At 50.5% G+C, this 13,827-nt stretch carries 14 protein-coding genes; all 14 read left to right on the plus strand.

What is annotated here, in order from left to right; translation table 11 throughout:
- Positions 1 to 164: 164 nt before the first annotated feature.
- Entirely contained in the window at positions 165 to 1,040 is an 876-nt protein-coding gene (gene tsf, locus MET42_RS0105730) for a translation elongation factor Ts (protein WP_019881870.1), read from the plus strand.
- A 135-nt stretch (positions 1,041 to 1,175) separates the two neighbouring features.
- Positions 1,176 to 1,892, plus strand: a complete 717-nt coding sequence (pyrH, locus tag MET42_RS0105735) for a UMP kinase (protein ID WP_019881871.1) — start codon at positions 1,176 to 1,178, stop codon at positions 1,890 to 1,892.
- A gap of 27 nt (positions 1,893 to 1,919) precedes the next feature.
- On the plus strand, positions 1,920 to 2,477 hold the full coding sequence (gene frr / locus MET42_RS0105740) for a ribosome recycling factor (RefSeq protein ID WP_019881872.1): 558 nt from the start codon (positions 1,920 to 1,922) through the stop codon (positions 2,475 to 2,477).
- A 26-nt stretch (positions 2,478 to 2,503) separates the two neighbouring features.
- Positions 2,504 to 3,268 carry an isoprenyl transferase gene (locus tag MET42_RS0105745; RefSeq protein ID WP_019881873.1) on the plus strand — a complete coding sequence of 255 codons (765 nt, stop codon included), beginning with the start codon at positions 2,504 to 2,506 and terminating at the stop codon, positions 3,266 to 3,268.
- A 3-nt stretch (positions 3,269 to 3,271) separates the two neighbouring features.
- Complete coding sequence (locus MET42_RS0105750; RefSeq protein WP_019881874.1) at positions 3,272 to 4,099, plus strand: phosphatidate cytidylyltransferase; 828 nt, start codon at positions 3,272 to 3,274, stop codon at positions 4,097 to 4,099.
- 9 nt (positions 4,100 to 4,108) lie between these two features.
- Entirely contained in the window at positions 4,109 to 5,317 is a 1,209-nt protein-coding gene (ispC, locus tag MET42_RS0105755; protein WP_019881875.1) for a 1-deoxy-D-xylulose-5-phosphate reductoisomerase, read from the plus strand.
- Positions 5,314 to 6,675 carry an RIP metalloprotease RseP gene (gene rseP, locus MET42_RS0105760; protein WP_019881876.1) on the plus strand — a complete coding sequence of 454 codons (1,362 nt, stop codon included), beginning with the start codon at positions 5,314 to 5,316 and terminating at the stop codon, positions 6,673 to 6,675. The genes ispC and rseP overlap by 4 nt, the downstream gene beginning before the upstream one ends.
- A gap of 62 nt (positions 6,676 to 6,737) precedes the next feature.
- Positions 6,738 to 9,008 (plus strand): outer membrane protein assembly factor BamA, encoded by a 2,271-nt coding sequence (bamA, locus tag MET42_RS0105765; RefSeq protein ID WP_019881877.1) that lies wholly within the window; start codon positions 6,738 to 6,740, stop codon positions 9,006 to 9,008.
- A gap of 52 nt (positions 9,009 to 9,060) precedes the next feature.
- Complete coding sequence (locus MET42_RS0105770) at positions 9,061 to 9,558, plus strand: OmpH family outer membrane protein (RefSeq protein ID WP_019881878.1); 498 nt, start codon at positions 9,061 to 9,063, stop codon at positions 9,556 to 9,558.
- 46 nt (positions 9,559 to 9,604) lie between these two features.
- Positions 9,605 to 10,663 carry a UDP-3-O-(3-hydroxymyristoyl)glucosamine N-acyltransferase gene (gene lpxD / locus MET42_RS0105775; RefSeq protein ID WP_019881879.1) on the plus strand — a complete coding sequence of 353 codons (1,059 nt, stop codon included), beginning with the start codon at positions 9,605 to 9,607 and terminating at the stop codon, positions 10,661 to 10,663.
- Between the two features lie 8 nt (positions 10,664 to 10,671).
- Positions 10,672 to 11,136 (plus strand): 3-hydroxyacyl-ACP dehydratase FabZ, encoded by a 465-nt coding sequence (gene fabZ, locus MET42_RS0105780; RefSeq protein WP_019881880.1) that lies wholly within the window; start codon positions 10,672 to 10,674, stop codon positions 11,134 to 11,136.
- Between the two features lie 43 nt (positions 11,137 to 11,179).
- Positions 11,180 to 11,959 (plus strand): acyl-ACP--UDP-N-acetylglucosamine O-acyltransferase, encoded by a 780-nt coding sequence (gene lpxA / locus MET42_RS0105785; RefSeq protein WP_019881882.1) that lies wholly within the window; start codon positions 11,180 to 11,182, stop codon positions 11,957 to 11,959.
- 12 nt (positions 11,960 to 11,971) lie between these two features.
- Positions 11,972 to 13,135 carry a lipid-A-disaccharide synthase gene (gene lpxB / locus MET42_RS0105790; protein WP_019881884.1) on the plus strand — a complete coding sequence of 388 codons (1,164 nt, stop codon included), beginning with the start codon at positions 11,972 to 11,974 and terminating at the stop codon, positions 13,133 to 13,135.
- Positions 13,135 to 13,716, plus strand: coding sequence for a ribonuclease HII (gene rnhB / locus MET42_RS0105795; protein WP_019881885.1), 582 nt, complete (start codon positions 13,135 to 13,137; stop codon positions 13,714 to 13,716). The genes lpxB and rnhB overlap by 1 nt, the downstream gene beginning before the upstream one ends.
- The last annotated feature ends 111 nt before the right edge of the window (positions 13,717 to 13,827 follow it).

The raw sequence follows: 13,827 nt of genomic DNA on the forward strand, positions 1-13,827 counted from the left end.
GCCCCTTTTTCTATTGTGCTGAGTTTATTGGTGTTGAGTGTGTGATGTCGCAATCTGTCTGTCACACAGCCTTGATACACTGAAAAGAATATTGACTGCGACGGCCTTGTGCGTAAACAAGCGCGTCGTTGAATAACAGAGTCGTTGAATAAAAGGAGCAATAAATGGCTGAAATTACCGCAAGCATGGTGAAAGACTTACGTGAGCGCACCGATGCCCCAATGATGGACTGTAAAAAAGCGTTGACCGAAGCTGAAGGCGACATGACCCGTGCAGAAGAAATTCTGCGTGTGCGTTTTGGTAACAAAGCCAGCAAAGCTGCTGGTCGCGTTGCAGCTGAAGGTACTGTAGGCATCAGCATTTCTGCTGATGGCAAACTGGGTACATTGATTGAAGTCAACTCTGAAACTGACTTCTGTGCCAAGAACGAAGAATTCCTGAAGTTTGTAGGCGATCTGGCACAAACTGTGAACGAAAATAACCCGGCTGATATTGAAGCCGTAGGTACACTGCCACTGCGTGGCGAGACCGCTGAAGCTGTTCGCGCTCAACTGGTTGGTAAAATCGGCGAAAACATCACGCCACGCCGTTTTGTTCGCACGCCAGCAAAAGGCCAATTGTTTAGCTATGTACACGGCAGCAAAATCGGTGTGTTGCTGGACTTGGTTGGTGGCGATGAAGCATTGGGTAAAGATATCGCTATGCACATTGCTGCAGCTAAACCAAAATCACTGGATGCCACTGGTGTGGATGCTGCGCTGATCGACGCTGAGCGCCGTGTTGCGATTGAAAAAGCCAAAGAAGCAGGCAAGCCGGAAGCTATGCTGGAAAAAATCGCTGAAGGTACTGTGCAGAAGTTCCTGAAAGAAGTGACTTTGTTGAGCCAGGCTTTTGTTAAAGATGACAAACTGAGCATCGAGCAATTGCTGAAATCCAAAGGTGCAAGCGTGGCTTCGTTCAGCATGTACGTGGTAGGTGAAGGCATTGAAAAAGCAGTGGTTGATTACGCTGCTGAAGTGGCTGCTGCTGCTAAAGTCTAATTGACTTTTTAAAGCGGTATCCCAAAAAGTGGAATCCCAGGATTCCACTTTTTTTATGCCCAAAACGGGCGCAAGACGCCAAAGAAAGCGCGTTTTGTGATTAAATAAGCACATTTTGAGTTTGGGAAAATTATCATGGCACAACCTGCTTTCAAGCGCATATTGCTCAAGTTGTCTGGTGAGGCGCTGATGGGTGATGATGCCTATGGCATTAATCGCGAAACAGTGACGGCCATCGTGGCGCAAGTCAAAGAAGTCGTCAGCATGGGCGTGCAAGTAGGCATCGTCATCGGTGGCGGCAATATTTTCCGTGGTGTGGCCCCGGCAGCTGAAGGTATGGACAGGGCAACTGCCGATTACATGGGCATGCTGGCCACGGTGATGAACGCCATGGCTTTGCAAGATGCCATGAAGCACGCGGGTGTGGCTGCGCGCGTACAAAGTGCGCTGAATATTGAAGCCGTGGCTGAGCCTTATATCCGCGGCAAAGCGATTCGTTACCTGGAAGAGGGTAAAGTGGTGATTTTTGGTGCCGGCACCGGTAACCCGTTTTTTACTACCGATACTGCGGCAGCCTTGCGCGGCGTAGAAATTGATGCGGAAATCGTATTGAAAGCGACCAAGGTAGACGGTATTTACACGGCGGACCCGAAAAAAGACCCGACGGCGACACGCTATGATATCGTCTCTTATGATGAGGCGATCAACAAGAACTTAAAAGTCATGGATGCCACGGCATTTACGCTGTGCCGTGACCAGAAAATGCCGATTGCGGTGTTCAGCATCTTTAAAGAAGGTGCATTGAAACGCGTGATTCTGGGCGAAAATGAAGGAACGCGTGTCATGGCTTAAGTCTGGCATGAAGATTGGAGAGTAACGATGGTTGAAGAAATTAAAAAATCTGCTGAGCAGAAAATGCATAGATCGCTGGAAGCGTTGAAAACCGATCTGGCGAAAATCCGTACAGGCCGTGCCCATACCGGTTTGCTGGATCACGTGATGGTGGAATATTACGGCTCTATGGTGACCGTTAGCCAGGTGGCCAACATCAATCTGGGCGATGCGCGTACACTGAACGTGCAGCCTTACGAAAAAAACATGATTGCCAAAGTTGAGAAAGCAATCCGTGACTGTGACCTGGGTTTGAACCCAGCCACCAATGGCGATTTGATCCGCGTGCCTATGCCAATGCTGACTGAAGAGCGCCGCCGTGATTTGACCAAAATTGTGCGCTCCGAAGGTGAGGGCGCCAAGGTGGCGATCCGTAACGTGCGTCGCGATGCTAACGATGCCTTGAAAAAATTGATCAAGGATAAAGCGATTTCTGAAGATGATGAGCGTCGTGCACAAGACGAAGTTCAGAAAATGACCGACAAGGCCGTGGCCGAAGTCGACAAAATTTTGCAGCAAAAAGAAACAGATTTGATGGCGGTTTAACCGCTATCAGGGAATCAGGGATCGATTTGGGTTTATTTTCCAGTTCTACCAAGCAAGTTCCGCCTATTCAGGAAGTGCCGCAACATGTTGCGGTGATTATGGATGGCAACGGACGTTGGGCAAAAAAGCGTTTTTTACCCCGCGTGGCTGGTCATCAGCGTGGCCTGGAATCTGTACGTGCGCTGGTGAAAGCCTGTGTCCGTCTTGATATCAAATACCTGACCCTGTTTGCTTTCAGCAGTGAAAACTGGCGCCGACCGCCGGATGAAGTGACTTTTTTGATGAGCCTGTTTCTGGAGGCGCTGGATAGAGAAGTCAGGAAATTGCATGAGGCCAATGTGATTTTAAAGCTGATTGGCGACCGCAGCCCGTTTAACCAGGCCTTGCAGCAAAAAATGCTGGAGGCTGAGCAGCAAACGGCTAGCAATACCGGTCTGACACTGACGATTGCCGTCAACTACGGCGGCCGTTGGGATGTGGTGCATGCGGTGAATCAGTTGCTGGCTGACAAGGGTAACGTGACTGCCATCAGCGAAGCAGACCTGGCGCCTTATTTATCCATGCCTTATGCCCCTGAACCTGATTTGTTTATCCGTACCGGGGGCGAAACTCGCATCAGCAACTTTTTGCTATGGCAACTGGCTTATACCGAGCTGTATTTTACCCCTACCTTGTGGCCGGACTTTGACGATGCGGCATTTGAGGCTGCATTGACTTCGTATCATCAACGCGAAAGACGTTTTGGCCGCACCAGTGAACAGCTGACTTCCGATAGCGGTACCTCTAAGTAAACTATGTTAAAAACCAGAATCATTACCGCAATTGTATTGCTGGGCTTGTTTTTGCCAGCGCTGTTTTGCTTGCCACTCATGGGATGGGCAGCGGTGATGCTGGCGCTGACGCTGGTCTGCCTGCGTGAATGGGCGGGCTTCTTGCAACTCAGTGTGGCACAAACGCGTGTTTTCCTGGCTGTTTCTGCGATGACTGGCGTAGGGTTACTGTATTTATTACACCAATTTGGTTTTCACTGGTTTTTTTATCGCGCGTTGCAAGTGTTTGTTGCGGCCAGTGTGTTTTGGCTATTGGTCGTGCCTGTTGCGCTGTTTTTTAATGACTTTTTCAAACACAAAGCGCTCAATCTGTTGCTGGGCTGGGGTTTGATGATGTCATTGTGGATGGCCTTGGTCACTGCTAAGGAAGTGAATCCCTATGTGTTGCTGGTGATTATTTCCACCATCTGGCTGGCAGACAGTGCGGCTTATTTTGCAGGTAAGCAGTTTGGGCGACATAAACTGGCCCCTGCCATCAGCCCCGGCAAGACCTGGGAGGGCGTGGCTGGCGCATTGCTGGCTGTGGCTGTCTATGCTGCAGGCTTGAAAATCACCGGTGCCGTTGCGACCTGGTGGGTGTTGCCAGGATTGTGGGTAGTGACCATCGCCGGTATTTATGGCGACCTGTTTGAATCCTTTTTTAAACGTCGCGCCAATCTTAAGGATAGTGGCCAATTCTTGCCTGGACATGGTGGCTTGCTTGATCGCGTCGATGGCGTGATTCCGGCGTTGCCTATTGGCATGTGCCTGCTGTTCTGGTTTCATTACTGGCAACAGTCTTATTCGTTTTAAGAGGTTATTTTGCAATACGTCACCATACTCGGCAGCACCGGCACCATCGGTCAGCAGACACTGGATGTGATTTCACAACATCCTGGCCGCTATGGCGTGTTTGCGCTTACGGCCCACAGCAATGTGGAGGCCATGTTGCAGCAATGTGCGCAATATCAGCCGCGTTATGCCGTGATGCAGGATGCCGAAGCCGCCCGTTTGTTACAGCAACGAGTGCAGGCCGAGCAGCTCAACGTAGAAGTGTTGGCCGGAGTAGAAGGCCTGACAGCAGTGGCTGCACATGCCGAGGTGGGCATTGTGATGGCGGCGATTGTTGGTGCCGCAGGCTTGTTGCCTGCACTGGCCGCGGCGAAAGCGGGCAAAAAGATTTTGCTGGCGAATAAAGAAACCCTGGTGATGGCAGGCCAATTGTTTATGGATGCGGTCAAACAAGGGCAAGCCACCTTGTTGCCGATTGATAGCGAGCATAATGCCATCTTTCAGGTCATGCCAAGGCAAGCTTACAGCGACTTGCGTGATGTTGGCGTTAACCAGATTATCCTTACGGCATCCGGTGGCCCTTTCCGTGGCTATACGCAGGCGCAACTGCAGGACGTGACCCCGGCACTGGCGCTTAAACATCCGAATTGGGTGATGGGGGCAAAAATCACCGTAGATTCATCTACGCTGATGAACAAAGGGCTGGAGGTGATTGAGGCGCACTGGCTGTTTGATGCGCGTCCCGAGCAGATCGAAGTCGTGGTGCATCCGCAGAGTGTGATCCATTCCATGGTGTCTTATGTCGATGGCAGCATTCTGGCGCAATTGGGCAATCCTGATATGCGCACGCCGATTGCCTATGGTCTGGCATACCCTGAGCGCATTGCCTCCGGTGTGAAACCACTGAGTTTGATTGAAGTGGCCAAGCTGGAGTTTGAGGCGCCTGATACCCAGCGTTTTCCATGTCTGCGATTAGCCTATGACGCATTGGCCGCAGGCGGCACGGCGCCCGCTATCCTCAACGCGGCCAACGAAGTGGCGGTGGCTGCCTTCTTGCGTGAGCAGATTCAATATCTGGACATTCCACGTTTGCTGGAAATGACTTTGCAGCAATTGCCTGCTGAGCAGGTGCAATCGATTGAGCAATTGCTGGCCATTGATGCAGAAGCCAGAGCGTTTGTGACGCAAGCGATTGCCAATATGACTACTGCCCCAGTGCGCAAGGCCGTCAGCGTATGACCTCCATCTGGGCGTTTATCGTTGCCATTGGTGTGTTGGTCACCATTCATGAATTTGGCCATTACCTGGCAGCACGCAGCTGTGGCGTGCGAGTGCTTAAATTCTCTATTGGCTTTGGCAAGCCTATCTTCAAATATCAGGCACATGCGCAAGCCACCGAGTGGGTTTTGTCGTGGATTCCACTGGGCGGCTACGTCAAAATGCTGGATAGTCGCGAGACGGATGTGGAACATGTGCCTGGCACTGACTGGTCGCAAGCGTTTGACAAGCAGTTGATCGCTGCGAAAATGTGGATCGTATTTGCTGGCCCGTTAGCCAACCTTTTGCTGGCATTTGTCTGCTATTGGGGCTTGATTGCCCAGGGGGAAATTGGACTCAAACCCTATATTGGCCCGGTAGAGCAGGGCTCATTAGCGGCAGTTGCCAAATTGCGCCAAGGCGACCTCATCGTCGCGCTGGATGGTAAGCCAGTCGCCACCTGGCAGGAGGCACAATGGCAGTTGCTGGAAAGCTGGATGGTGCATAAACCGGTGGCGGTAGTCACCAGAACGCCACAAGGTGAAGTGCATCAGCAGGTATTGCCGCTGAACCAGCTCGCTGGCGAGCCGGATGGTGACGTGATGCAAAAAGCCGGGCTAGCAGTATTAATGCCAGTGGTGCCAGCGGTGATTGGCGACATTATGGCAGACTCAGTTGCCGAGCAAAGTGGCTTGCAAGCTGGCGATCGTATCCTCAAAGTCAATCAGAAACCAATTGCAGACTGGCAAAAATTTGTAAAACTGGTACGCGCCAGCCCGGCGCAGCCGTTGAAGGTCGAGTATCAGCGTGGGGATAGCCTGTTGCAGGTGAAGTTATTACCCGAGGCTATACAGCAAGGCGGGCAAAAAATCGGCCGTCTGGGGGCTGCCGTCAATATGGATGCCGTTGATTTGACGCCTTATCAGGTGATTCGCCAGTACAGTGCCTCACAAGCAGCCATACGCGCACTGGATAAAATGCAGGAAACCATCGCATTTACTTTGAAAATGCTGGGCAAAATGGTCACCGGCCAGGCGTCACTCAAAGCCATTAGCGGGCCGGTGAGCATCGCCGATGCCGCGGGCGAGTCGGCCGGGATGGGGCTCAAGCCCTATATAGGATTTATTGCTTTACTGAGTATCAGTATTGCCGTCATGAATCTGCTACCGATTCCAGTATTGGATGGCGGTCATTTGTTGTATCATATGGCGGAATTGATACGAGGAGAACCATTACCTGACAAGGTGTTGGCGATTGGGCAGCGTCTGGGTTTAGGTATTTTAGGGGCATTGATGGTGATTGCATTTTTTAATGACATCAATCGTTACCTGATAGGTTGAAAGCATAGTTAATGAGAATAAAATCCAGTTCCAAATTGTGGTTGTGTTTATTGGCGGGGGTGATGCACGTCAGCGCGTATGCCGCAGAGCCTTTTGTGATTACCGATATCCGTGTCGAAGGCCTGCAGCGCACCGAACCCGGGACCGTATTTAATTACCTACCCATGCAGGTAGGGGATGTCATGAGTGACGAAAAAGCCGCGCAGGCGATTAAATCCCTGTATGCGACTGGTTTTTTTAAAGATGTGCGTATCGAAAATGAAGGCGATGTACTGGTCGTAACCGTGCAGGAGCGTCCTTCTGTCACGCAAATTGACTTTAGTGGTAATAAATCTTTCCAGACAGACAAAATCAAGGACGGCCTGAAGCAAATTGGTATCGCAGAAGGCCAGATTTTCGATAAATCCCAACTTGACAGAGCCGAGCAGGAAATCAAGCGCCAATACCTGTCACAAGGTAAGTATAGCGCCGAGGTGAAAGCGACGGCCAGTCCGCTGGAACGTAATCGTGTGGCTATTCGTTTTGAAATTACCGAAGGCCCGGCCGCCAAGATCCGCGACATCAATATTGTCGGTAACCATTTATTCAAGACCGAAGATCTGCGTGCCAACTTTTTGCTGACCACGCCAAACTGGATGAGCTGGTGGAATAAAGATGACCAGTATTCCAAGCAAAAACTGACGGCTGACCTGGAAGCTTTACGCTCGTTTTATATGAATCAGGGCTATCTGGAGTTTTCGATTGATTCGACACAAGTGTCAATCTCGCCTGATAAGCGCGATGTGTATATCAATATCAACCTCACAGAAGGTGAAAAATACAATATTAGCAAGACCAAACTGGCTGGCGATATGTTGCTGCCGGAAGAGGACTTGCGCAAGCTGATCAATATCCAGGATGGCGAAGTGTTTAGTCGCCAGAAGGTGACAGATGCCAGCAAAAACATGAATGACAAGCTGGGTGAAGAGGGCTATGCGTTTGCTAACGTGAATGCTGTGCCTGAAATCAACAAGCTGGAGCATACGGTTGCGTTTACTTTCTTCGTTGACCCTGGCCGTAAAGTCTATGTCAGACGGATTAACGTGCAAGGTAATACGCGTACACGAGATGCCGTGGTTCGCCGCGAAATGCGTCAATTGGAGTCGGCCTGGTATGCTGGCGACAAGATCAAACGTTCTAAAGAGCGTATTCAGCGCTTGAACTTCTTTGATACGGTTGAGCTGGAAACGCCGGGCGTTCCAGGCATCAATGATCAGGTGGACATGAATGTGACCGTGGCCGAAAAAGCCACCGGTAGCGTGCAGTTTGGTGCTGGTTTATCGAGTAGTGATGGTGTGGTGCTTGGTTTTAACATTAACCAGCCTAACTTCCTGGGCACGGGTAATCGCGTGGCCTTGCAAGTGAATACCAGCAGTTACAATACGGTTTATTCACTGTCTTATACTGACCCTTATTACACGCCAGATGGTATCAGCCGTGGCTTCGATATTTATCGCCGTGACGTCGATACCAGCCGCAGAAACTCCAGTACATTGAACGTTGGTACTTATAATAGCCAGTCTTACGGGGTCGGTGTACGTTTTGGTATGCCAATGTCCGAAATGGACTTTATCAGTGCGGGCTTAACGCTGGACTTTACCGATGTTGAGCTGTCTGCCAGCAGCCCAATTCAATACCTGAACTTCTGCGGTAATAACAATGGTTGTAGCAGTAACTCCATCGTGTTTAACGCAGGCTGGACGTATGACTCGCGTGACAATATCCTGTTCCCGCGTCGTGGTGTTTTGCAACGTCTGTCCGGAGATGTGTCTATTCCAGGGTTGGATTTGCAATATTACAAAGTCAGCTATCAACATAGTTGGTACAAAGACTTAGGTAAAGACTTCACGCTGATGCTGAACGGTGAAGCTGGTTATGCTGACAGTTATGGCGGCAAGAACTATCCGTTCTTCAAGAACTTCTATGCCGGCGGTGTGAACAGCGTACGCGGCTTCCTGAACTCCTCCTTGGGGCCGCGCCAAATCAACCCAAGCACAGGTTCAGACTTTGCCGTGGGTGGTACCAAGCGTTTCGTTGGTAACGTTGAGTTGTTTATGCCGGTGCCATTTGTATCGCAATCCAACCAGTTCAGGCTGAGTGCATTTGTCGATGGCGGTGGTGTCTATGGTAAAGATGATTCAATTAACTCTGAATACTTGAGATTCTCGACCGGTGTGGGCGTGACCTGGGTGTCTCCATTCGGACCATTGAAGCTGGTACTGGCCAAACCGTTGAACGATAAGAGTGGTGATGACACACAAATGTTGCAATTCCAGTTCGGTCAGCAATTCTAATGTTTGAACAGCATCAGGTTGTGACAAGGCAGGCTCGGAAGGGAGTGATCGCATGAGAAGGATTCTGGTAGGGTTGCTGGGCCTCTTGCTGTGCTGCGGCCAGGCGATAGCTGCTGATTTCAAGGTTGGCTATGTGCAGGTAGATAAACTGTTGCAGGAAGCGCCGCAAACAGCTGAAACTGGCAAAAAGCTGGAAAAAGAGTTTAGCCCGCGCTCACTGGAGCTGGACAAGTTGCAAAAGCAAATTCGCGACCTGGAATCCCAGTTGGATCATGACCGGGCCAACATCGTTGAGTCTGACCGTCGTCAAAAAGAGCGACAGTTAAATAACCTGCGTCTTGAATTTCAGAGCAAGCAGCGTGAATTGCGTGAAGATATCAACCTGCGCAAGAACGAAGAACTGGCTTTATTGCAGGAGCGTATTAACAAGGCGGTGCAAACGGTTTCCGAAAGCGAAGGCTATGACCTGGTCGCTTACAGCGGCGTGGCGTATGCCAGCAAACGTATCGATATTACAGATAAAGTCCTTAAATTGCTGGGTAAGAAATAACCAGCGATCATCGTTCTCAAGTTATTCTCAAGGGTAGTACTTCACTATGGCGCAACACTTTACATTACAAGAGATTGTTGCGTCTCTGGGTGGACAGGTCGACGCTGGCACGCATACCGATACAGCAACGGTAAAGCTGTCTCGCTTAGCCTCTCTGGCGCAAGCGCAGTCTGGTGCCATTGCATTTTTTAATGACACCAAATACACGCAATCATTGCAGGTCACGCAAGCAGCGGCGGTGATCCTGCGGCCAGAACATCGTCACTTAACGATGTTGCCATGTATCCTCACTGATAATCCATATGCATACTTTGCCAAGCTGTCTGCATTGATGAATCCGCCGCGGCAGTATGTGAATCACGTGCATGCCAGCGCCGCGATTGGTTTTGATACCCATTTGCCGTCAGAGTTGACGGTAGATGCCATGGCGAGCATCGGTGATCGCGTGAAGTTGGGGCGTGATGTGCGTATTGGCGCCGGGTGTGTGATTGAAGATGATGTCACCATTGGTGCACATACCGTGCTCGAGCCGCGTGTTGTCGTCAAGCATGGCACGGTTATTGGCAGCCATTGCCATTTATTTTCCGGCTGCGTCATTGGTAATGATGGTTTTGGCTATGCGGAAGAGCAGGGCCAATGGGTTAAAATACCGCAAATTGGCCGCGTGGTGATCGGCGATCATGTCGATATCGGTGCTAATACGACGGTGGATCGTGGTGCACTGGATGATACGGTGATCGAAGACGGTGTGAAGTTGGACAATTTGATACAGGTCGCCCATAATGTTCGTATTGGCGCGCATACTGTGATTGCGGGCTGCGTTGGTATTGCGGGTAGTGCCGTGATCGGCGCACATTGCAAGATTGGCGGGGCGGCCATGATACTGGGTCACTTGCACATCGTTGATGGTGTGACTATCTCACCTGGCTCCATGATTATGCGCTCGATACAGCAGGCCGGCACGTATACGGCGCTGATGCCATTTCAGAAACACGAAGACTGGCTGCGGACGGCTGCAAACATCCGCCATTTGGAACAACACAACCTCAAGCTCAAGCAGCTTGAGCAAGCAATAAGCAACATACAAAAACATTCGGAAGATTGAGAGAATTTATGGCTGAAAACACAATGAATAGCATGGATATTCATGAGATTTTGGAACACCTGCCGCACCGCTATCCATTTGTGCTGGTTGACCGTGTATTGTCAATGGAACTCGGTAAAGAGATTACTGCCGTTAAAAACGTTTCGGTCAACGAACCATATTTCCCTGGCCATTTCCCATATCACCCAGTGATGCCAGGCGTGTTGATTGTTGAAGCCATGGCACAAGCCGCTGCTTTACTCTCTTTTAAAACAATGGGCACCAAGCCTACCAGTGATTCTGTGTACTATTTTGCTGGTATTGATAGTGCTCGCTTTAAAAAACCGGTTTCCCCTGGAGATCAGATTATTTTGAACGTCAAAATTGATCGTATCTTAAAAGGTATTTGGAAATATAGCGCCGTTGCCAAGGTTGGTGACGAAGTGGTCGCTGAAGCCAATATGATGTGTATCCTGAAAGCCATTGAAAAATAACCATAGATGCGCCTGCCCTTAAAGGCGGGCCATACACGTAAACATGCAAAGCCTGATTCATCCTACCGCATTGATTGACCCTAAAGCTGAGCTGGATAGCTCAGTAGAGGTGGGTCCCTATACCACGATTGGTGCGGGTGTCCGCATTGATGCAGGCACCAAGATTGCCGGGCATGTGGTGATTGAAGGGCCCACCACCATCGGCAAACATAATGAAATTTTCCAGTTTTCTTCACTGGGCGCGAAGCCTCAGGATAAGAAATTCAAAGACGAGCCAACCTTGCTGGAAATTGGTGACCATAACACCATCCGTGAGTTTTGTACCTTTAACCGTGGCACGGTGCAGGACAAAGGCACCACCAAAGTTGGCAGCCATAACTGGATTATGGCCTATGTGCACATCGCCCATGATTGTATCGTCGGTAACCATACTATTTTGGCTAATAACTCATCGCTGGCCGGGCACGTGACCATTTACGATCACGCGATATTGGGTGGCTTCACGCTGATTCACCAGTTCTGCCAGATCGGCGAACATATTATTACTGCGGTCGGTTCTGTGGTGTTTAAAGACATTCCGCCTTACGTGACTGCCGCTGGTTATGATGCAGCACCGCATGGTATCAATGCAGAAGGCCTCAAACGTCGTGGCTTCAGTGCTGAGAGCATTCAGCAAATCAAACGCGCCTATAAGGTGCTATACCGTCAGGGGCTGTCATTTGAAGAGGCCAAGATTGCATTGGCTGAGATGGAAAAATCCTGCCCTGAAATCGGCCTCATGACTCGATTTCTCGCGCAAACAACGCGCGGCATTGTACGTTAATTCAAAGAAACTATGGCTAAGATTGCAATGGTGGCGGGAGAGGCCTCCGGAGACTTGCTGGGCTATCACCTCATTCAGGAGCTGAAATCACTGCATCCTGACGTTGAGATTTTTGGCATTGCTGGTCCTAAAATGATGGGCCTGGGCGCCAAATCATTATTTCCGATAGAACGCCTGTCAGTACGTGGTTATCTCGAGGTGCTCAGGCATCTGTGGGGCTTGTTAAAGCTGCGCAAGCAGTTGTACAAGCATATCCTGAAAGAGCGGCCGGATGTGTTTATTGGCATTGATGCGCCGGACTTCAATTTCTGGTTAGAGCGTAAGCTCAAAGCCAAAGGCATCGCGACCATCCATTACGTCAGCCCTTCGATCTGGGCCTGGCGGCAAAACCGCATCCATAAAATCAAACGCGCTGTTTCACACATGCTGGCGCTGTTCCCGTTTGAGCCTGCGCTGTATCAGCAGGTTGGTGTGCCTGTGACGTATATCGGCCACCCTTTGGCGGATGCTTTGCCCATGGAGCCGGATGTTGGCCAGGCCAGGGAAAAGCTCAAATTGAAGAAAAACCATGTGGTGATTGCCATGTTGCCAGGCAGTCGCCAGTCTGAGGTGAATTTTCATGCTGAGTTATTGCTGGAAACTGCCATTGTGTTTGATCGCTTGATGCGTGAGAACGGACAGCAGGTTCAGTTTCTGGTGCCGCTGGTGACGCGCGAAACGCGTGACATTTTTACCAGTGCCTGGCACCAGCTATTAACGCAAAAACCTGATACTGCCATAGACCTGCAAATTATGTTTGGCCATGCGCATGATGCGATGACCGCGGCAGATGCCGTGTTAGTTGCCTCAGGCACGGCCACGCTGGAGGCGGCTTTGTTGAAAAAGCCCATGGTGATCACTTACAAAATGTCTAATATGAGCTGGCAGTTGCTTAAACGCATGCGCTTGCAGCCTTATGTTGGCCTGCCCAATATTTTAGCTGGCGAATTTATCGTACCTGAGTTGTTGCAAAAAGAAGCGACGCCAGAAGGTGTCGCACAGACACTCTACAATTTACTGGCAGATAAAACCGGTCTCGCTGTGTTGCAGGAAAAATACCGCCATATTCATGCACAACTCAAACAAAACAGTGCGCAGAAAGCCGCCGCTGTCGTCAAACAGTTTTTACAGGCTTGATGTTGATGCAAGGACTTTGTGGCATTGATGAAGCTGGTAGGGGGCCGTTGGCCGGTGCGGTGTACGCGGCGGCGGTGATTCTCGACCCGGAACGGCCGATTGCTGGCCTGGCAGACTCAAAAAAACTGTCTGAAGCCAAGCGTGATGCGTTGGCCGTTGAGATTAAGGCGCATGCACTGGCATGGGGCATTGCCAGCGTCAGTGCGCAGGAGATCGATGAGATCAATATCCTGCAAGCCAGCCTGCTGGCCATGCAGCGCGCCTACCAGGCGATGGTGGCACAGTACGGGGTGCATGCAACACTCATCCAGGTCGACGGTAATCGCAGCCCGAAATTTGAGTTACCTTGTGAAGCAATTGTCAAAGGCGATAGTAAAGTCGCTGAAATTTCTGCCGCCTCTATCCTCGCTAAAACGGCCAGGGATGCTTCCTTGCTGGTGCTTGATGCCCAATATCCACAATACGGTTTTGCACAGCATAAGGGCTATCCCACGGCCTTGCATTTGGCGCGTTTGGCGCAATATGGCATCACGCCGGAACATAGGCGTAGCTACGGTCCGGTTAAAAAACTCCTAGCGTAACTTGGGCGGTTTTGCCCAGGTTCCTGCATCAACTGATTCACGCGCTTGTTCTGGCGTATTCTCGTCGGTAATCCAGTGTTTAAATTTCTCTGGCGATGATCGCGCGCGTTG

It is taken from the genome of Methylophilus sp. 42, from assembly GCF_000384155.1.
Taxonomy (GTDB): Bacteria; Pseudomonadota; Gammaproteobacteria; order Burkholderiales; family Methylophilaceae; genus Methylophilus.